General features: G+C 61.5%; 19 protein-coding genes. 9 read left to right on the top strand and 10 right to left on the bottom strand.

From position 1 onward, the window contains the following. Positions 1-4: 4 nt before the first annotated feature. The 4 genes from RPE78_RS10745 to purC all read right to left on the bottom strand — a co-directional run bounded on the left by RPE78_RS10745 (position 5) and on the right by purC (position 3,694). Entirely contained in the window at positions 5-1,672 is a 1,668-nt protein-coding gene (locus tag RPE78_RS10745) for an ATP-binding protein (protein ID WP_339109493.1), read from the bottom strand. A 160-nt stretch (positions 1,673-1,832) separates the two neighbouring features. Further along, positions 1,833-2,501, bottom strand: a complete 669-nt coding sequence (purQ, locus tag RPE78_RS10740; RefSeq protein ID WP_339106970.1) for a phosphoribosylformylglycinamidine synthase subunit PurQ — start codon at positions 2,499-2,501, stop codon at positions 1,833-1,835. A 73-nt stretch (positions 2,502-2,574) separates the two neighbouring features. After that, positions 2,575-2,814, bottom strand: a complete 240-nt coding sequence (purS, locus tag RPE78_RS10735) for a phosphoribosylformylglycinamidine synthase subunit PurS (protein WP_339106969.1) — start codon at positions 2,812-2,814, stop codon at positions 2,575-2,577. Between the two features lie 118 nt (positions 2,815-2,932). Further along, positions 2,933-3,694 carry a phosphoribosylaminoimidazolesuccinocarboxamide synthase gene (gene purC / locus RPE78_RS10730; protein WP_339106968.1) on the bottom strand — a complete coding sequence of 254 codons (762 nt, stop codon included), beginning with the start codon at positions 3,692-3,694 and terminating at the stop codon, positions 2,933-2,935. A 269-nt stretch (positions 3,695-3,963) separates the two neighbouring features. Between purC and RPE78_RS10725 the strand changes: the two genes are divergently transcribed. From RPE78_RS10725 to RPE78_RS10715, 3 genes are all read left to right on the top strand, one after another. After that, positions 3,964-6,093 (top strand): phosphatidylglycerol lysyltransferase domain-containing protein, encoded by a 2,130-nt coding sequence (locus RPE78_RS10725; protein ID WP_406720537.1) that lies wholly within the window; start codon positions 3,964-3,966, stop codon positions 6,091-6,093. Positions 6,094-6,188: 95 nt separating this feature from the next. Then, the gene (gene bmt / locus RPE78_RS10720) at positions 6,189-7,145 is read left to right on the top strand and encodes a betaine--homocysteine S-methyltransferase (protein ID WP_406720536.1); all 957 of its coding nucleotides are present in this window, start codon (positions 6,189-6,191) and stop codon (positions 7,143-7,145) included. A gap of 267 nt (positions 7,146-7,412) precedes the next feature. Beyond that, positions 7,413-7,571 carry a hypothetical protein gene (locus RPE78_RS10715; protein WP_339106965.1) on the top strand — a complete coding sequence of 53 codons (159 nt, stop codon included), beginning with the start codon at positions 7,413-7,415 and terminating at the stop codon, positions 7,569-7,571. Positions 7,572-7,590: 19 nt separating this feature from the next. Here RPE78_RS10715 and RPE78_RS10710 read toward each other — a convergent pair whose 3' ends face one another. The 4 genes from RPE78_RS10710 to tatA form a co-directional block, all read right to left on the bottom strand. Then, positions 7,591-8,388, bottom strand: coding sequence for an ATP-binding protein (locus RPE78_RS10710; protein WP_339109492.1), 798 nt, complete (start codon positions 8,386-8,388; stop codon positions 7,591-7,593). A gap of 295 nt (positions 8,389-8,683) precedes the next feature. Beyond that, positions 8,684-9,547, bottom strand: coding sequence for a twin-arginine translocase subunit TatC (gene tatC, locus RPE78_RS10705; protein ID WP_339106964.1), 864 nt, complete (start codon positions 9,545-9,547; stop codon positions 8,684-8,686). Next, positions 9,544-10,032 carry a Sec-independent protein translocase protein TatB gene (tatB, locus tag RPE78_RS10700; RefSeq protein WP_406720535.1) on the bottom strand — a complete coding sequence of 163 codons (489 nt, stop codon included), beginning with the start codon at positions 10,030-10,032 and terminating at the stop codon, positions 9,544-9,546. Before tatB ends, tatC begins: the two co-directional genes overlap by 4 nt. A 28-nt stretch (positions 10,033-10,060) precedes the next feature. Continuing rightward, positions 10,061-10,288 carry a twin-arginine translocase TatA/TatE family subunit gene (gene tatA / locus RPE78_RS10695; protein ID WP_339106962.1) on the bottom strand — a complete coding sequence of 76 codons (228 nt, stop codon included), beginning with the start codon at positions 10,286-10,288 and terminating at the stop codon, positions 10,061-10,063. A 239-nt stretch (positions 10,289-10,527) separates the two neighbouring features. On the opposite strand from tatA, the gene RPE78_RS10690 reads away from it, so the two are divergent. From RPE78_RS10690 to RPE78_RS10665, 6 genes are all read left to right on the top strand, one after another. Continuing rightward, positions 10,528-11,166, top strand: coding sequence for a MarC family protein (locus tag RPE78_RS10690; RefSeq protein ID WP_339106961.1), 639 nt, complete (start codon positions 10,528-10,530; stop codon positions 11,164-11,166). Positions 11,167-11,257: 91 nt separating this feature from the next. After that, a complete protein-coding gene (locus RPE78_RS10685; protein ID WP_406720534.1) occupies positions 11,258-11,836 on the top strand; it encodes a TIGR02281 family clan AA aspartic protease in 579 nt (192 codons plus the stop codon). A 126-nt stretch (positions 11,837-11,962) separates the two neighbouring features. Further along, entirely contained in the window at positions 11,963-12,301 is a 339-nt protein-coding gene (locus tag RPE78_RS10680) for a metalloregulator ArsR/SmtB family transcription factor (protein ID WP_339106959.1), read from the top strand. A 111-nt stretch (positions 12,302-12,412) separates the two neighbouring features. Then, positions 12,413-13,702 carry a serine--tRNA ligase gene (gene serS, locus RPE78_RS10675; protein WP_406720533.1) on the top strand — a complete coding sequence of 430 codons (1,290 nt, stop codon included), beginning with the start codon at positions 12,413-12,415 and terminating at the stop codon, positions 13,700-13,702. A 122-nt stretch (positions 13,703-13,824) separates the two neighbouring features. After that, complete coding sequence (locus tag RPE78_RS10670) at positions 13,825-14,019, top strand: hypothetical protein (protein ID WP_406720532.1); 195 nt, start codon at positions 13,825-13,827, stop codon at positions 14,017-14,019. Positions 14,020-14,083: 64 nt separating this feature from the next. Beyond that, entirely contained in the window at positions 14,084-14,818 is a 735-nt protein-coding gene (locus RPE78_RS10665) for a hypothetical protein (protein WP_406720531.1), read from the top strand. Between the two features lie 56 nt (positions 14,819-14,874). Here RPE78_RS10665 and der read toward each other — a convergent pair whose 3' ends face one another. Then, a complete protein-coding gene (der, locus tag RPE78_RS10660) occupies positions 14,875-16,398 on the bottom strand; it encodes a ribosome biogenesis GTPase Der (RefSeq protein ID WP_406720530.1) in 1,524 nt (507 codons plus the stop codon). Between the two features lie 135 nt (positions 16,399-16,533). Further along, the gene (locus RPE78_RS10655; protein ID WP_406720529.1) at positions 16,534-17,844 is read right to left on the bottom strand and encodes a PQQ-binding-like beta-propeller repeat protein; all 1,311 of its coding nucleotides are present in this window, start codon (positions 17,842-17,844) and stop codon (positions 16,534-16,536) included. Positions 17,845-17,889 lie beyond the last annotated feature (45 nt).

Here is a 17,889-nt window from a genome sequence, read left to right as displayed (position 1 = left end):
TACGTCAAGCACGCTCTTCATCTGTTTTTGTTTCGTCCGACAGCAAGGGCAGACGCAGTTCGAACACCGCCCCGCCTGCTTCGGCATTTCGGGCCGTCAACCGGCCCCCGAGGTCACTGGCGATCGAGGAAGAAATCGCCAAACCCAATCCGGTTCCCTCTCCGGGCTTTTTTGTTGTCCAGAAGGGTTCGAATAGTTTTTCAAGATCCGCGATGCCCGGCCCGTTATCACGCACCGAAAGCACCGCCTGCGCCCCGTCCGAGAGCAGGATGTCGATCTGCGGCTCGGTCGTGGCTTTGGTGGCATCAAGCGCATTGCGCAAAAGGTTGATAATCACCTGTTCCAGCCGGATGCGATCGGCCATCACCATGACCGGATTACGCGGCAGGCTCCGCACGATCTGCACCGTGCGCGATTTCAACTGCGGCTCCATCATCGACAGCGCCGAAGACACCGCATCGCGCAGGTCCACAGGCTCGAAGGCGGTGCCCCCCTTACGCGCATAGGATTTCAGCTGGCGGGTGATCGCGCCCATCCGGTCGATCAGATCGTCGATCCGCTGGAAGCTCGTCAGGGCCTCGTCGCCGCGCTTGCGTTGCAGCAACAGACGCGCACCAGCCAGATAGGTCTTCATCGCGGCCAGAGGCTGGTTCAATTCATGGCTGACCGAGGCCGACATCTCGCCCAAAGCCGCCAGTTTCGAACTTTGCGCCAGCGTCTGCTCGGCCACGGCCAGCTCTTTCTGCGCCTTCTCGCGCTCGGCAATCTCACGGGTCAGGCGGGTGTTCAATGCGCGCAGCTCTTTTGATTCCTGCCGCAATGCCACCGATTGCATCCGCGCCCTGCGCGACAGCCAGTAGAAGGCCAGCGCAAGAAAAATCGCAAAGCCCATAATCTCCAGTGCCAAGACGGCATTCACCCGCTCGCGCACGGAATCATAGGAGGTGAAGGCGGTCATCTTCCAGCCACGGAAAGGAATGCGGGTTTCGGTCTGCATCACACCGGCACCGCCGAGATAGGCGTCGGGCGGCTCGTTGGCCAGATCGGCCGTCGCCTGAAGGGCGCGCTGGATCGCGGTCGGGGCATCCCGTGCAGCCAGCGCCTCGGCCATTGTCAGCCCGCGCCAGCGCGGCTCGGTGGTCAGGATGATCTTGCCTTCGCTATTGGTCACCGCCACGGCATCGGAAATCCCCGCCCAGGCCCGTTCGAATTTCGCCAGATCGGCCTCGACCACGATCACCCCCAAGGGGGTGCCGCCACTGCTGAGCAGCCGTGAATAGTTGAACTCTGTGCCCGGCCCTTCCATCGCATCGGTGGTGAAGACCGTATCGCGCGACCGCTGGGCCTCCACGAAAAACGGCGCGGAGGCATAGCTGGTGCCGATCAGGTTGCGATTGGTCGCCGCGACCACGCGGCCCGACAGGTCCAGCAAACGGATCGACGCTGCGGACACATCATCGCGGGCCGAAATAAGCGCGGCCGATGTCTCGGAGAAATCACCGCTGGACAGAGATCGCGTCAGGGCCGGATCGCGGGCCAGCAGGAGCGGCACGATCGACATCCGCTGCAATTCCGAAATCAGGTTGCCCGTGTACAGCGCCAGACGCAATTCCGTGCGCACACGGGTGGTTTCGGTAAATCGCTGGGTCAGCCACGCATTGGTAAACCACATCGCGCCAGCGGCAAGGCACAGGATGCCAAAAACCGCCAGACGCACAAGAATGCGCCCGCGTCGGGTCCGATCGCGGGGCACAGTCTTTGTCTCGATGGTTAAGGTATGCGACATGCGCCAAATCTAGGCGAAGGCCTCAGGCGCAACAAGTCTCAAAGCTTCAGGCCGAGACAAGCCCGTCCAGCAAGGAGCGGAAAAGCGCCGCCCCGTCCGTACCGCCATGATTTGCATCCACCGCGCGCTCGGGGTGGGGCATCATGCCCAGAACCCGACGGTTTTCCGACAGGACACCGGCGATATCATCCACCGAACCATTGGGGTTGTCGCCATAGCGGAAGGCCACACGGTCCTCGCCCTGCAGCGCCTTCAACCCTTCGGCATCAATCTGGTAATTGCCATCGTGGTGGGCAATCGGGATCAGGATCTCCTGGCCTTTGGAATAGCCTGCGGTGAACACGCTGTCTTGGGTGGCAACGGTCAGCGGCACCGGCTTCGAGATATATTTCAGCCCGCCATTGCGCATCAGCGCCCCCGGCAGAAGGCGCATCTCGGTCAGCACCTGAAAGCCGTTGCAGACCCCGATCACGTAACCGCCCTTATGCGCGAATTCGACCAGCGCGCGCCCGATGGGCGACTGGGCCGCAATCGCGCCACAGCGCAGGTAATCGCCATAGGAGAAGCCGCCGGGCACGCCCACGACATCCACCCCTGCCGGCAATTCGGTTTCTTTGTGCCAAACACGAACAACCTCGGCTCCGGCTTTCTCGAAACCGACGATCAGATCGCGGTCACAATTCGATCCGGGAAAGGTGATGACGGCTGCCTTCATGGCGACGCTCCTGTCTTACAGCTGCGCTAGAGTTGCAAAGGGGGGACGCGCTGCGCCCTCCCCGACTGTCTTCTCAGACGATTTCGACCGTGTATTTCTCGATCACGGTATTGGCCAGAAGCTTCTCGCACATGGACTGCACTTCGGCTTCTGCGGCAGCCTTGTCGGCGGCCTTCAGGTCAAGCTCGATCACTTTGCCTTGGCGCACGCCTTCCACGCCGGCAAAACCAAGCGCACCAAGCGCGTGGCGAACGGCCTCACCCTGCGGGTCCAGAACCCCATCCTTCAGCATCACGTGAACGCGGGCTTTCATCGGTGTCATCCTCTGCAAGTCTTAGGGCAGCGTGCTGCCTTTGGTCATCGGAGACCGGCATGCCGGTCCCCATTCAGTCTGTGTCGGTCCCACCAATCAGATGCAGACCGCGGTGTGGTCAATTAATCAGCGTGGGCTTGGAGCCATTGCCCTGCTCGGGCAGCACGCCCAGACGACGGGCGACTTCGCTATAGGCATCGGTCAGGCTGCCCAGATCGCGGCGGAACACATCCTTATCAAGATGCGCGCCGGTTTTGACATCCCACAGGCGGCAGCTGTCGGGGCTGATCTCGTCGGCCACGATCAGACGCATGAAATCGCCTTCCCAGATACGACCGATCTCGATCTTGAAGTCGATCAGCTTGATGCCGACCCCAAAGAAGATGCCCGACAGGAAGTCATTCACCCGCAGCGCCAGCGCCACGATATCGTCGAGATCCTGCTGATTGGCCCAGCCGAACGCCACGATATATTCCTCCGGCACCAGCGGGTCGCCAAGCGCGTCGTTCTTGTAGCTATATTCCACGATCGGGCGCGGCAGCGGCGTGCCTTCTTCCAGACCCAGACGCTTGGCAATCGAACCGGCGGCAAAATTGCGCACGATCACTTCCAGCGGCACAACCTCGACCTGACGGATCAGTTGCTCGCGCATATTGAGGCGGCGGATGAAGTGGTTCGGGATGCCGACATTGGTCAGACCGTTCATGAAGAACTCCGACAGGCGGTTGTTCAGAACCCCTTTCCCGTCGATCACGTCCTTCTTCTGAGCGTTAAAGGCCGTCGCATCATCCTTGAAATACTGGACCAGTGTTCCCGGTTCCGGGCCTTCGAACAGGATCTTCGCTTTGCCTTCGTAAATCTTTTTGCGCCGGGGTGCCATGTGCTCTCCACTCGGATAATGACCCGGACGCGCCCCATGCGCGCCAATCGGACATGCGGGCAAACCTATGCCCTTTCTCGCCCCTATAGGCCAAGCCCTCTTTCGCCGCAAGCCTGCAACGCAAACCAAAGGTTCCGCACTTGGCATTTCCGGCGCTTTGTGACGCGCGACGCGCAAAAACAGCACAACCCGTAGCAGTGTGTTATGAACGTTAAGCTCGTGTAAGGGCCTTCGCCCTAGTCTCGCTCTCGCGAAACGGAGGACGAGTGATGCGTCATTACGGAAAAATTGCCGGACAACAGGCATCAGAAGCAAAAGCATGGCTGGACAGGACCGTTCTGGATGCCCGAAGCCATGACATCGCGCTGCCCGCCCCTGATCTCTCCGATCCGTCCTATGCCGAACGCCATCCGGAGGCGATGATCATGGCCGAAACCGCACGTCTTCTAGAGGCGGATGGCCCCGCCGAGGCACTGGCTGATCCGGCAGAGATTCCGGCCAAGACGCAGTCTCTGGCATGGGGCAAAGCGGTGCGGCGGCAACTGGCCGCGATTGTGATGCTGGCGGCTTTTGCATGGGTTCTGCGCGACCGTGTAACCGGGCTCGATTATACGGCGATTCTCTCCTCGCTCACGCAGGTCTCCGCCTTGCAATGGATGGGCGCGATGCTTGCGACATGTCTCTCCTTTGCGGCACTGGCCAATTATGACGCGCTGATCCACAAGATCATGGAGACCGGCCAGCACGACCAGCAGGCCAGACGCGCGGGCTGGGTATCGATCGCGATCTCGCAGACCGTGGGCTTCGGTCTGATTTCCGGCGCACTTGTGCGCTGGCGGATGCTGCCCGGCTTCTCGATGATCGAAGCCTCTAAGATGACGGCCATGGTCGCTGCGACCTTTCTGGCAGGCTGGGCGGTCGTCACGGCGATCGTGGTCATCATCACGCCCGTGCAGCTGCCGGGCCTGCCCGTTTTTGCCCTACAGGGTTTTGCCCTTCTGGGGCTGTTTCTGGGTGGCGGTGTGGCCGCACTTGCGCTGTGGAACCCTGTCGTCAAGATCGGAAAATGGCAGCCGCGCCTGCCCAGCCTGCCGATCATGGGGCGGATTCTGTGGCTGACCGTCCTCGACACCGCTTTTGCCGCGCTTGCGCTCTGGGTTTTGTTGCCCGCTGAAACCGTGCACCCGCTGGTGGCGCTATATCCGGCCTTTCTGCTGGCATTGGGTGCGGGCTTCATTTCCGGCACGCCGGGCGGGGTCGGGCCGTTCGAGGTGACGCTTCTGATGCTGCTGCCCGGAGCCGAGCAGGCCCCGCTTCTGGCCGCGATCGTGGCGTGGCGCGTTGTGTATTACGGTGCGCCCGCGGCCTTGGCCCTCGGCATGCTGGCACTTGGCGCGCCGGTAAGGCACCTGCCGCCGCGCGGGCGCCTGGTGCCTGCCGCCCGTGAATTCACCCCCCGCATCGCCGCTCTGGCAGCGCAAAGCCCCCATGCCGAATTCGGCATTCTCCGTCAGGGCGAACATTTCGTTCTGCTGGGCGAGAACATGCGCTCGGGCTGGATGATCGGCCAGACACAGCAGGCCTTGGTGGGGCTGCGCGATCCGGTCGGGGCGCACTCCCTGCCGGAAATGTTGCGCAGCCTCAGGATCGAGGCCCGCGATCAGGGACGATTGGCCTGCCTTTACAAGATCAATGCGCGCACGGCACTAGAGGCCCGCAGGGCGGGCTGGGCGGTGACGCCTGTCGCGCAGGAATGCTGGCTGCGTCCGGACCGGTTTTCCCTTGATGGTCCCGCCCTATCGGGCCTGAGGCGCAAGTTGCGCAAAGCCCAAAAAGCGGGGGTGGAATGCCTTCACTGCCTTGACGAGATGCCGCTCGCGCAGATGACGGAGGTTGCGGCAGAATGGGCCCTCGCCCGCGGCGGCGAAAGGGGGTTTTCCATGGGGCGCTTTGACACCGGATATGTCAGCGGCCATGAGGTCATTCTGGCCTGGCATGCAGGGCGATTGGTGGGGTTTGCCAGTTTCCATAGCAACATCCACGAATGGGCTCTGGACCTGATGCGCACGACCGATGACGCGCCGGATGGCACCATGCACCAACTGATCGTCACAGCGATAGAGGCGGCACGGGCGGAAAACTGCCCGCGCCTGTCTCTCGCCGCGCTCCCTCCCCGCCCGGATCAGATCGAAGGACCTGCGGCGATGATCTGGCGGCGCGCGGAAAAAGGACGGGGAGCCGTCGGGTTGCGCCAGTTCAAAATGGGGTTTGCCCCCCAGTTGAGCACACTTTATATTGCCGCCCCCTCGCGATCGGCCCTTGCCCTTGCGGCGGCCGATATCGCGCGGATCATCCGCAAGCCACCGCCCCTGCCGCAGACATCTATCCACAGGGAGTGAATTGAACTCGGCGCCCTTGCGTGGCAAGTGGAGCACGCAGCGCGGGTCCCTAATGGCCTCCGGCTGCCCTGCGCATCTGACCGACGAGTGGTACCATGACCAAGCGATTACAGCAGCTCCTTGCAGAGAACGATACTCTGCTCGCGGATGCGGCAACCGGCACGACCCTGTTCAATATGGGGCTGCCCGCCGGCCATCCCGCCGAGCTATGGTCTGTGGAACATCCGGAGCATGTCACGGCCCTTCATCAGGAGGCGCTGGAAAATGGCGCGCAGATCCTGTGCACCAACAGCTATGGCGGCAATCGCTGCCAGCTTGAACGTTTCGGACGTGGCGCACAGGCCCCGCTGCTGGCCACCGCAGCGGCCCGACTGGCGCGCAAGATTGCCGATCAGGCCCCCGACCCTGTGATCGTGGCAGGGTCCGTCGGACCGACGGGCGAGATTTTTGCCCCGATGGGGACGATGACCCGCCAACGCGCCGTCGAGATCTATACGGAGCAGGCGCGCGCCTTGCGCGAAGGTGGGGTCGATCTGCTGTGGTTTGAAACGCTTTCCTCCCTTGAGGAGGTCCATGTTGCTGAAATCGTCGCACGCGACTGCGCGATGGAATGGTGCATCAGCATGAATTTCGACACTGCCGGACGCAGCATGATGGGGGTCAGCCCCACCGAGTTCACCCGCAAGCTGGACAAGCTGGCATATAAACCCGTGGCCGCCGGAGCGAATTGCGGCATGGGGGCATCGGATCTTTTGCGCAGCATTCTGGAAATGGCCGCCAGCGGAACGGATATCCCGCTGATTGCGAAGTCGAATGCCGGCGTCCCCCATTTCCATCATGGAGAGCTGCACTATACCGGCACGCCAGAGTTAATGGCCGAATATGCCTTGATGGCGCGGGATTGCGGCGCACGGATCATCGGCGGTTGCTGCGGCACTCAGGGCGCACATCTGGCAGCCATGCGCGACGCCCTTGCCCGCACGCCGAAATCCTCACGTCCAACGCTGGATCAGATCGCGCAGGCTCTGGGCCGGTTTTCGAACGGCGCATAACGGCGCCGCGATCTGCGGGCCTGAGGCTGACCGCTTCCGGCAGAGGCCCGCAGCATACGGCTCCCCAAGCCCCCCAGAACCCAAACTCACCGTCAGGCCGATTCTGTCACACTTTTGAAACGCCGCCGGACTGCACAAGCACTAGGCGTTTCACGGGCCAAATCACCGCATATTGCAATTTTGTGATATTTTTAGAGCTTATCATGGCGCGACCCATCTTTTCCTTAACCTTTTGCCGTCCCATATTGGAAAGGTAAGGAGAAACCGATGCCGTTACCAACCTTCCTCTTGCTCATCCTGGCCGTGCTTGTCGCAGCCGGAGCAACCTTGTGGTTCGCCATTTCGGCAGGGATCCCCGCCCCCGCCGTCGCATTGGTTTTGCTGGGCTGCGTCGGAGTGGCGCGGCTGATGGAGCGGATCGAGTAATCCGCTCCTACCCCTTTGATCACAAAGCAACGCCCTGACGACCTGCGAGATCGGTCACGAACTGCCATGCTACGCGCCCCGAACGTGACCCGCGTGTGGCCTGCCACTCGATTGCCTCCGCCCAAAGCGCCTCATCCGAAATCGTAAGACCGTAACGGTCGCAATAGGCGCGGATCATCTTGAGATAATCGTCCTGCGAACAGGGATGGAAGCCCAGCCACAGACCGAACCGGTCGGACAGGGACACTTTCTCTTCCACCGCCTCGCCCGGATTGATCGCGGTAGAGCGCTCGTTCTCGATCATATCGCGCGGCATCAGATGGCGGCGGTTCGAGGTTGCGTAAAGAATGACATTTGACGGGCGCCCTTCGATCCCGCCATCCAGAATGGCCTTCAGAGATTTGTAATGCCGGTCATCGTGATCGAAGGACAGATCATCACAAAACAGGATGAAGCGGATTTCGGGAGCCGCGCGCAGATGCGCCAGCAGACGCCCGACAGATGGCAGATCGTCGCGCGACAGCTCCACCAGTTTAAGCGGCAAGCCCTGTTTGACGGCCTGCGCATGGGCCGCCTTCACCAGGGACGACTTGCCCATACCGCGCGAACCCCAAAGCAGGGCGTTATTGGCCGCCGCCCCGCGCGCGAATTGCAACGTGTTCGTCAGCAGGATATCGCGGGACCGGTCGATGCCCTGCAGCAGATCGAAATCCACCCCATTGACCTCGGCCACCGGATCCAGCCGGTCAGGAGACGTGCGCCACGCGAAAGCGGTCGCGGCGGCAAAGTCGGGGGCAGGCATCGGCGCAGGCGACATGCGTTCAAGCGCCTCCGCGATGCGGGTCAGGGCGTCTTGCCCGCCTTGGGGGGGCACGCTTGACAGATAGTCCAGAATGCGCCCCTCCTCGGCATCTTGCAGCGGGCGCTGGCCATCAAGAAACTGGACCAGAATATCCTCGCGCAGCCCCGTCGCCGTGCCCAGATCCTGATTGGTCAGGTTACGGCGCGCCAATTCGTATTTCAGGTCATTGCGGTGCATGGGATCGTCCTTCGAAAATGAACCCCGGACATGGCAAGCATCTCCGGGGCGATAAATCTGTCAGTGTTAAAGTTCAGGAGGATTTGTTCTCGGGGTCCTCGTCGTCCTCGTCATCCTCTTCGACCCATGTCCCCTCCGCCCGCATCCGCGCTTCGCGGTTACGCTCGATCCGGCGCACAAGGAAGATCGACACCTCGTAAAGACCGTAGACGACCGTGAACAGGATCACCTGCGAGATGACATCAGGCGGGGTCGCGATAGCTGCCACGATCAGGATGGCCACAACCGCATATTTGCGCACGCTGCCCAGACCAGCCGCAGAGACCAGCCCCGCCTTGCCCATCAGCGACAGCAACACCGGCAACTGGAAACAGATCCCGAAGGCCATCACGAATTTCACGGTCAGCGACAGGTATTCCTGCACCGAGCCCTGAAAACCGATAGCGGCCATATCATTGGCCGCGGCCCCGTCGGGAGTAAATCCGCCCTGCTGGAAGCCGAGAAAGAAATTGAACGCAAGCGGCAGGATCACGTAATAGGCAAAAGCCGCGCCGGCAAAGAACATGATCGGCGAGGCGATCAGGAACGGCAGAAACGCGTTTTTCTCCGAGCGATAGAGCCCCGGTGCCACGAAACGCCACATCTGGTAGGCGATAATCGGGAAAGACAAGGCAAACCCGCCCATGAACGAGATCGTCACCGCGACGAAGAAGCCTTCCTGCAGCTTGATCAGATAGAGCCCGCAATGCTGGCCGCGGTCCGCCAGAGCATGGCAGATCGGATGGGTCAGGAAGTTGAAGATCGGGTTCCAGACGGCATAGCAGGCTACCATCGCCACAATGAAAGCGGCCAGCGAATACAGGATACGCGTGCGCAATTCGGCAAGGTGTTCGATCAGCGGCGCTGCGCTGTCTTCAATATCGTTCTCGGCGCTCATGGCGTCTCTTTTCTTTCCGCGCCCCGATCCTGCGCCGCAACCGGCGCATCGGTGGCCGGTACCTCGGCAGGGTGGCTCGGCGCTGCGATCTCGGGCTCGTCCGCAAGCTCGGACGGGTCGATTTGCGCCGCCAGATTGGGATCAGGCTCGGCCACGGGGGCCGTGGCCTGCTCTGCCGCTTGCGGGCTGGTGGCCGCTTTGGGCAGGCCGGGCTGCCATTTCTCGAACTTCTCGGTCGCGCGTTCCAGCGCATCCAAGCCCAGAGCCTTCTTGGACGTCAGCCCTTTCAGCTCTTTGGAGGTTTCGGCAAGACCGGCCTGATCTGCCGCATCCTCCATCGCCCGCGAGAACTCGCGGGCCATCGCCTTGGCCTTCCCTGTCAGACGCCCGAGGGTCCGGAACATGACAGGAAGATCCTTCGGCCCGACGACGATCAAGGCGACCACGCCGATAACCAGAAGTTCGCTCCAACCGATATCAAACATTCAGGGCCTCCAGCCGCTGTCTCGCAGCTCAGACCTTGTCTTTCTTGTCCTCGGGGGTCACATCACGCGCCTCGGTGCGTGAGGGGTCGTTGCTGGCATCCTCGATCTCGTTCGAGCTGTCCTTCACCCCTTTTTTGAAGGCCGTAATGCCCTTGCCGACTTCGCCCATCAAAGACGAGATCTTGCCGCGTCCAAACAGGACAAGAACCACAACAGCGATCAGAAGAAGGCCCGGAAGGCCGATATTGTTCAGCATAGTCTACTCCACACGCAGGGCCAGCCACCACAGGTCGGGGACAGGCCAATCGGACACCACGTTTATGGCCTCCGGTTCCTCAATCAAAGCCCCAATCGTTCCCGTTGACGTGAATTTTAAGCAACATGTGGAAATTCGCACGATTTATAAGCAGTGCCCGTGACATATCTTTGCCGCCATGCTACCGGCAAGGCAGTCTTCATGCCATAATTCTGGCATCCATCTTTTCCGGGGGTCTTATGGCTGTCGCCGACTATCTTACCGCTTTTGTCACGCTGTTTGTGGTTATTGACCCTATCGGCCTTGCACCGGTCTTTATGGCCCTTACCAGCGGCGTGCCCACCCAGAAGCGGCGCGGGATCGGTTTTCGCGCCGTGGCCATCGGGGCCGTGCTGCTGACGCTGTTCGGGCTGTTCGGGCAGAATATCCTTGACGGGATCGGCATCTCGATGCCCGCCTTCCGCATTGCGGGTGGGGTACTGCTGTTCCTGACCGCGCTCGACATGCTCTTCGAGCGGCGCACCAAGCGGCGGCAGGATCAGGGTGAGGAACATGCGCAAGACCCCGATCACGACGATCCGTCGGTCTTCCCGCTGGCAACCCCGCTGATTGCCGGACCGGGGGCGATGGCCTCGATGATCCTGCTGACAGGGCAAGGCGATGGCACAGCGCTGCATACGATCGCCATTCTGGGCGTCATGCTGGCGGTGCTGCTGTGCGTGATGGCCTCTTTCGCCATTGCCGCCCCTGTCGAGCGCCTGCTGGGGCGCACCGGCGTGATGGTGGTGACACGGCTGCTGGGGATGCTGCTGGCCGCGCTTGCGATCCAGTTCATGCTGGACGGGCTGCACAAAGCTGGCCTCAGCGGCATTCTCTAAGCGATTACAGGCACAAGCCCCCGAGCAAAAGACCGGCGCCAGACAGAAGAAGGCACTGGCATTTCCGCCCTGTGCCCGCCATATATATCCGATGACCGGAGATGATATTGGCCAGCTTGTCTATCTTGTTCTGCTGCTGACAGTGGTTGGCGGCTATGTCATGTTCGATTTCAGGCGCAATCTCTCGCGCAGGCTGCAGCAGCTTGCGATCTGGGCGCTGATCTTTCTGGGCGTCCTCGCCGCTGTCGGGCTGTGGGCCGACATCCGCAGCACCGTCCTGCCCAGCCAGAAAGTCATCGCCGAAAACCGCATCGAGGTCCCCAAAGCGCCGGACGGGCATTTCTACCTGACCGCGAAGGTCAATGGCAAACCGATCCGCTTTATCGTCGATACCGGCGCCACGACCATCGCCCTCAGCCGCGAGGATGCCCGAAAGGCGGGCATCAACACCAGCGATATGGCCTTTATCGGGCGGGCGAGCACGGCCAATGGCATGATTCGCACCGCCCCCGTCCGGCTTGCCACAATGGATCTGGGCCCGATCCACGACACCAACGTCCCCGCAAGTGTCAACGCCGCCGAGATGGACGGCTCGCTGCTGGGGATGACCTATCTCAGCAAATTCGCCCGTATCGAACTGAGTGCGGACAAACTTATTCTTGAGCGCTGAACTAAGGATTTGCGATCAAACGAATTTGACGTTAATTTGCATCGTATTATCTAATTAAAAAGTTTCTGGTAACGAACGCGGTATGCGATTGCGTTTATAATACCTATGAAAGAAGGATCGCGCCTTATGGTCTCGGTTTTAGATACAGAAAAAGTAGAGAATGGCGCCAAACTGTCCCCCGAGGAAATGACCGGAAGGGCACAAGAGGCAGCGGGGCTGCTGAAAGCCCTGTCCCATGAGGGACGGCTGATGATCCTGTGCCACCTGACCGAGGGCGAACGCTCGGTGAGCGATCTGGAAAACCTGCTGGGCGCGCGTCAGGCTGCGGTAAGCCAGCAACTGGCGCGGCTGCGTCAGGATGGCCTTGTCGAAACCCGTCGCGACGGGAAAACCATCTTTTATTCGATCCGTGACGAACGTGTGAAGCGCCTTCTGACCACGATGTACGAGCTCTTCTGCGCCTGAAGTTGCGCCCTACGCGCCACGTTTGTGCAATTCGCTGTTTTGCCGACCTTTCCCCGAGACTCAAATCGGGATAAAGCCAGAGGCGCAATCACAGCGAGTTAGAGGACCGTCATGCACGACATTCGCGCGATCCGTGAAAATCCCGAAACCTTCGATGCTGCTCTGGCACGCCGCGGGCTGGAGCCGATGTCGGCGCAGATCCTCTCGATCGACGAGGCCCGCCGCAAGGCCATCCAGACCGCCGAGGAAGCCAAGGCCGAACAGAATGCCGCCTCCAAGCAGGTCGGCGCGGCCAAGGCCGCAGGCAATGACGCCGAATTCGAGCGTCTGCGCGCGCTGGTTGCGGACAAGAAAGCCGAAGTGGCGGCCATGCAGACCGAGGCTGGCGCCAAGGATGCGGAGCTGCGCGATCTGCTGATGACCATTCCCAATATCGTGCTCGACGAGGTGCCGCAGGGCGCGGACGAGGACGACAATGTGGAAATCCGCAAATGGGGCGACGTTCCGAGCTATGGCTTTGCGCCGAAAGAACATTACGAGCTGTCCGGCGTGGGCGCGAATATGGATTTCGAAGTGGCGGCCAAGCTGTCCGGCTCGCGCTTTGTGGCGCTGCGTGGCGGTGTGGCCCGTGTCCACCGTGCATTGGCGCAATACATGCTGGATCTGCATGTCGATACGCATGGGCTGGTCGAGAATATCACGCCCGTTCTGGTGCGTGACGAAGCGATGCTGGGCACCGGCCAGCTGCCGAAATTCTCGGAAGACAGCTATCAGACGACCAATGGCTGGTGGCTGATCCCCACCGCCGAGGTGACGCTTACCAATTTCGCCAGCGGCGAAGTCTGGGACGAAGCCACCCTGCCCCGCCGCTATGTCGCCCATACCAACTGCTTCCGTTCGGAGGCAGGCTCTGCGGGTAAGGACACCTCGGGCATGCTGCGCCAGCACCAGTTCGAGAAGGTCGAGATGGTCACCATCTGCCATCCCGAAAAAGCCATCGAAGAGCATGAGCGCATGGTGACCTGCGCCGAAGCCGTGCTGGAAGGTCTGGGCCTGCCCTATCGCCGGATCATCCTATGCACCGGCGATATCGGCTTTGGCGCGCAGAAAACCTATGATCTCGAAGTCTGGCTACCGGGGCAGAACACCTATCGCGAGATCTCTTCCGTCTCCACCTGTGGCCAGTTTCAGGCCCGCCGCATGAACGGGCGCTTCAAGCCCGCCGATGGTGGCAAGCCCGAATTCCTTGCCACGCTGAACGGTTCGGGTCTGGCCGTGGGGCGCTGCCTGATCGCCGTTCTGGAAAACGGCCAGCAGGAAGATGGCTCGGTGGTTCTGCCCGAGGCTCTGCACCCCTATCTGGGCGGCAAGACCAAACTGGTAGAGGGCGCCCTCGTCTGAGGCATTCCGCCAAGGCTGCCTTTTAAGGATGGCCGCTATAGGACGCTCCTATGACCTGTGTCATGGGAGCGTTTTTCATTATATATTAAGGTTACGCCACCCGATGGAACGGAGAACCGATCATGACCCGTCTTCTGCAAGATCCGGAACACCTCGCCCGCGAGATCTGTGACATGGATGACGTCTCGATTGCGGCCTATGTCTCGCAGCTCTGCTACGAGCGCAAGCTGACCAAGATCGTGCATACCCTCAACGAGGCCGAAAGCGCGCCCTCCGGCACAGCCAAGGCGGCGCTGGATCATCTGGGATTTATTTGACCCCGAAGGGAACTTTCGGAACTCTGGCCCGTTCCTGCTGGAAACAACTGCAGGACAGTCCGCAATGTTCCGCCAAACCTTCCGCATGAAAGCCATTCTGCTTTTCGTCGCGACACTGGCTTTCGTTCTCTCGCCGCTCTGGTCTCCCTCGTTCAAAGGGTATGATCCCAGCATGTTCCCCAACCCCGTGGACAAACCTGCCGTGCAACCGGCGGGATGGGCATTCTCGATATGGTCGCTGATCTATCTGTGGCTGGTGATCCACGCGGCGTGGGGGCTGTTCAAACGCGCCGAGGTCTCCGGCTGGGACCAACCGCGCTGGCCGCTTTTTCTGTCGCTGGCCCTTGGCGCAAGCTGGCTTGTGGTTGCCACATCGCAGCCTTGGCTTGCCACGCTGCAAATCTGGATCATGTGGGCAGCCGCTGTCTGGGCAATGGCGCGCGCGCCTCGCACGCTTGAGCCCGCGCTGCTGTCCTGGCCGATCTCGCTTTACGCAGGCTGGCTGACCGCTGCCTCTGCCGTAGGGACGGGCGTGGTGCTGATCGGCTATAATATCGGCTCCGAAACGGTGGTCACCCTTCTGATGCTGTCACTGGTGGCGGCGATCAGCCTGACACTGATTTTATGGCTGCGCCCGCCACGTGGTTATGCCCTTGGCGTGATCTGGGCCTTGATCGGGGTGATCGCGGCAAACTGGGGCCATGACGTTATCATGCTGCCAGCCTGCATCTACGCGCTGGCCCTGCTCGTCCTGACCTTCTGGCAGCCGCGCAGCCCGCGACATGGCTATTCCCATTAACCGCCCTATCGGCGAGAGGTCAAAAAGAAACCCCGGCACACAGGCCGGGGTTTTTGTTAGTCGTCTTTGCTTTTGTCTTTCGTCTTGCGACGTTCGGCAGCGGCGGATTTGAACGCGGCCTGTTTCTTGGCATCCACGTGTTTTTTAAGACGCGAAGGGATGGATTTCTTCTTGTCCTTATAGGGGTTGGCCTTGCCCTGATCGCGGAAATAGATCCGGATCGGCGTGCCCCCCATATCAAAGCTCTCACGCAGCCCGTTCACCAGATAGCGGCCATAGGCTTCGGGGATCTTGTCGGTATGGGTGGCCTTCACCACAAATCCTGGCGGGCGCGTCTTGGCCTGCGTCATATAGCGCAGCTTGATCCGGCGGCCACCGGGGGCGGGCGGCGGGTGCGCCTCGGTCATGGCCGAGAGCCAGTTGTTCAGTTTCGCGGTGGGCACACGGCGGTTCCAGACCTCATGCGCCTTCAGGATCGCGGCATGAAGGCGGTCAAGCCCCTTGCCGGTTTTCGCCGAAACGGTCACCAGCGGCGCGCCTTTGAGCTGCGGCAACAGGCGCTCGAAGGCCTCGCGCAGTTCCAGAAGCTTCGCGGGCTTATCGTCTTCGAGGTCCCATTTATTGGCCGCCACAACAACGGCACGGCCCTCGGTTTCCGCGAAATCGGCAATCCGTAGATCCTGCGTTTCAAACGGGATATTCACATCCAAGAGAACCACCACGACCTCGGCAAAGCGCACGGCGCGCAGACCATCGGCCACGGAAAGCTTTTCCAGCTTTTCGTTCACGCGGGCCTTCTTGCGCATACCGGCAGTGTCCCAGATGCGCATGGGCGTGCCCATATAGTCGGTTTTCACCGAGATCGCATCGCGGGTGATGCCTGCCTCGGGGCCGGTCAGCAGGCGGTCCTCATTGAGGATCTTGTTGATCAGCGTCGACTTCCCCGCATTCGGACGACCGATCACGGCAAGCTGCAGCGGTTTGGCCGCCGAGGGAGGGATATAGGCGGGGATGTCATCTTCCGACAGCTCATCCTCGATCACCACATCGGTCTCGGGGAGTGCGGCCACATTCTTGGCGGCGAAGTCATCGGCCAGCGGGCGCAGCACATGGTAGAGGTCATCCATGCCCTCGCCATGCTCTGCCGAAATCCGCAGCGGCTCGCCCAGACCGAGGCTCCAGGCCTCCAGGGCGCCTGCCTCACCGGCATTGCCTTCGGCCTTATTGGCGGCCAGAATCACATTGGCATTCTTGCGGCGCAGGATATCGGCGAAGATCTCGTCGGCAGGGGTCACACCGACACGGGCATCCACCACGAAGAGACAGATATCGGCCTCTTCCACCGCGCGCTCGGTCAGGCGGCGCATACGGCCCTGAAGGCTGTCATCCTCGGCCAGCTCCAGACCGGCGCTATCGATCACGATAAAGCGCAGATCGCCAAGGCGCGCGTCGCCCTCGCGCAGGTCGCGGGTCACACCGGGCGTGTCATCGACAAGCGCCAGACGCTTGCCGACCAGACGGTTGAACAGGGTCGACTTGCCGACATTAGGGCGACCAACGATCGCGAGGGTAAAGCTCATAAGGCCCTCCTTGGGCGGCGCAGCCCCGTACGGGATGCGCGGATTCGAACGCGTCTCCTACACGGGACGCGGGCGCGGGTCAAACACTGTTAAAAGAAAACCGGGCAAAAGCCCGGCTTCCTTCGATCAAACCCCTCAGCGATAGGCCAGAAGCTTGCCATCGCGCGAAACGACATAAAGCGTGCCGCCTGCCACCACAGGGGCCGAAGCCGCACCGCCGGGCAGATCGACCGCCGCCAGAAGCTTGCCCGAGGCCGGATCGAACACCCGCAGACGGTTGTCGGACGAGGCGACAAACAGCTTGTTGCCGGCCAGAACCGGCCCGTAATGCGCATAGATCGCCTGTTGTTTCTTCGGCTTTTCCTTGACGTAATAGGGCATATCCACGGCATAGATCTCGGCACCGGTGGCGGCATCAAGACGGGTCAGCTTGGCTTCATCCGAAATCAGGAAGACCGAACCGCCCGCCACGACCAGCGGCGAGGTCGCCCCTGTTTTGGCCACCCATTTCTGCTTGCCCGATGCCAGATCGAAGGCGGCAGACCGGCCTGCCGAGGTGCCTGCATAGACGACATCGCCCACGATGACGGGATCGCCCGTCAGATCAACGATGCTCCCGAAGGCACGGCCCAGACGGCGGCCCGGAACGCGGGCCTGCCACATGTCGAAACCGCCTTTAGGCAGCGTGGCCATCAGATCCCCCGAGGGGAAGGGGAAGACAGCCGTATTGCCCCCCACCGCAGGGGCCGAGACCCCCGTCATGGCCGAGGGCGAGGCCCCGCCCTGCATCTGCCATTCCACTTTGCCATCTGCCGGACGGATCGCCCATGCCGAACCGTCACGCGCAACGACATAGACCAGACCATCCGCCACGGTCGGCGCGCCACCGATCGAGACGCCGAAATCCTGACGCCAGCGCACATTGCCGGACGCTGTATCCACCGCCACCAGCTCGCCATAGCCCGTGGTCACAAACAGCGTATTGCCCGAAGCGGCCAGACCACCGCCCGACGCCGAGCCGGGGGTTTCATTGGCCGGCACCAGATTGGCGCGCCACAATGTCTGCCCCGAGGTCGAGGTGGCGGTGACATCGGTATGGCTGTCGAGCGTAAAGATCCGCCCTCCCGACACGACCGGATCCGAGGTAATGCGGTATTTGCGGGCATCCCCCTGCCCGATCCCTGCCTGCCAGACCAGCGTCGTTCCCTGCCCGATGGCCGCATTCGGCGCGTGGTGGGTCGGGCCGCCGGCACGTTGGGGCCAGTCGGCATTGGCGGTCACAGCGGGCAGGCTGAGCGCCGTCGAGGTGACAGGAGCCACCTCGGTTGCGGTATCGGAGAGCACATCGCGCGGATCAAGCCGATCGCCCTGAAGGACAACTTCCTTTTCGCAGGCGGAAACCGCCAGCATCATGCCAAGGGCCGCCATTTTGTGAACAAGCTTCACCGCGCTACTCCTGCCGTCAATGTTACTTCGGAAATACGCGGGCAG

This window comes from Thioclava litoralis, assembly GCF_045278885.1.
GTDB classification, from domain to species: Bacteria; Pseudomonadota; Alphaproteobacteria; order Rhodobacterales; family Rhodobacteraceae; genus Thioclava; species Thioclava litoralis.
The sequence above is the reverse complement of the archived record's forward strand: the minus strand, read 5'-3'. Positions and strand labels throughout refer to the sequence as shown.

Excerpts from the sequence above, each read along its gene's own strand:
- RPE78_RS10725 (WP_406720537.1), top strand. The coding sequence starts at position 3,964 with ATGCGTCATTACGGAAAAATTGCCGGACAACAGGCATCAGAAGCAAAA.
- RPE78_RS10670 (WP_406720532.1), top strand. The coding sequence starts at position 13,825 with ATGACCCGTCTTCTGCAAGATCCGGAACACCTCGCCCGCGAGATCTGT.
- RPE78_RS10715 (WP_339106965.1), top strand. The coding sequence starts at position 7,413 with ATGCCGTTACCAACCTTCCTCTTGCTCATCCTGGCCGTGCTTGTCGCA.
- tatA (WP_339106962.1), bottom strand. The coding sequence starts at position 10,288 with ATGCTGAACAATATCGGCCTTCCGGGCCTTCTTCTGATCGCTGTTGTG.
- RPE78_RS10690 (WP_339106961.1), top strand. The coding sequence starts at position 10,528 with ATGGCTGTCGCCGACTATCTTACCGCTTTTGTCACGCTGTTTGTGGTT.
- RPE78_RS10680 (WP_339106959.1), top strand. The coding sequence starts at position 11,963 with ATGGTCTCGGTTTTAGATACAGAAAAAGTAGAGAATGGCGCCAAACTG.
- RPE78_RS10745 (WP_339109493.1), bottom strand. The coding sequence starts at position 1,672 with ATGTGGTTTACCAATGCGTGGCTGACCCAGCGATTTACCGAAACCACC.
- RPE78_RS10685 (WP_406720534.1), top strand. The coding sequence starts at position 11,258 with ATGACCGGAGATGATATTGGCCAGCTTGTCTATCTTGTTCTGCTGCTG.
- purC (WP_339106968.1), bottom strand. The coding sequence starts at position 3,694 with ATGGCACCCCGGCGCAAAAAGATTTACGAAGGCAAAGCGAAGATCCTG.
- tatC (WP_339106964.1), bottom strand. The coding sequence starts at position 9,547 with ATGAGCGCCGAGAACGATATTGAAGACAGCGCAGCGCCGCTGATCGAA.
- purS (WP_339106969.1), bottom strand. The coding sequence starts at position 2,814 with ATGAAAGCCCGCGTTCACGTGATGCTGAAGGATGGGGTTCTGGACCCG.
- tatB (WP_406720535.1), bottom strand. The coding sequence starts at position 10,032 with ATGTTTGATATCGGTTGGAGCGAACTTCTGGTTATCGGCGTGGTCGCC.
- serS (WP_406720533.1), top strand. The coding sequence starts at position 12,413 with ATGCACGACATTCGCGCGATCCGTGAAAATCCCGAAACCTTCGATGCT.
- RPE78_RS10710 (WP_339109492.1), bottom strand. The coding sequence starts at position 8,388 with ATGTCGCCTGCGCCGATGCCTGCCCCCGACTTTGCCGCCGCGACCGCT.
- purQ (WP_339106970.1), bottom strand. The coding sequence starts at position 2,501 with ATGAAGGCAGCCGTCATCACCTTTCCCGGATCGAATTGTGACCGCGAT.
- RPE78_RS10665 (WP_406720531.1), top strand. The coding sequence starts at position 14,084 with ATGTTCCGCCAAACCTTCCGCATGAAAGCCATTCTGCTTTTCGTCGCG.
- bmt (WP_406720536.1), top strand. The coding sequence starts at position 6,189 with ATGACCAAGCGATTACAGCAGCTCCTTGCAGAGAACGATACTCTGCTC.
- der (WP_406720530.1), bottom strand. The coding sequence starts at position 16,398 with ATGAGCTTTACCCTCGCGATCGTTGGTCGCCCTAATGTCGGCAAGTCG.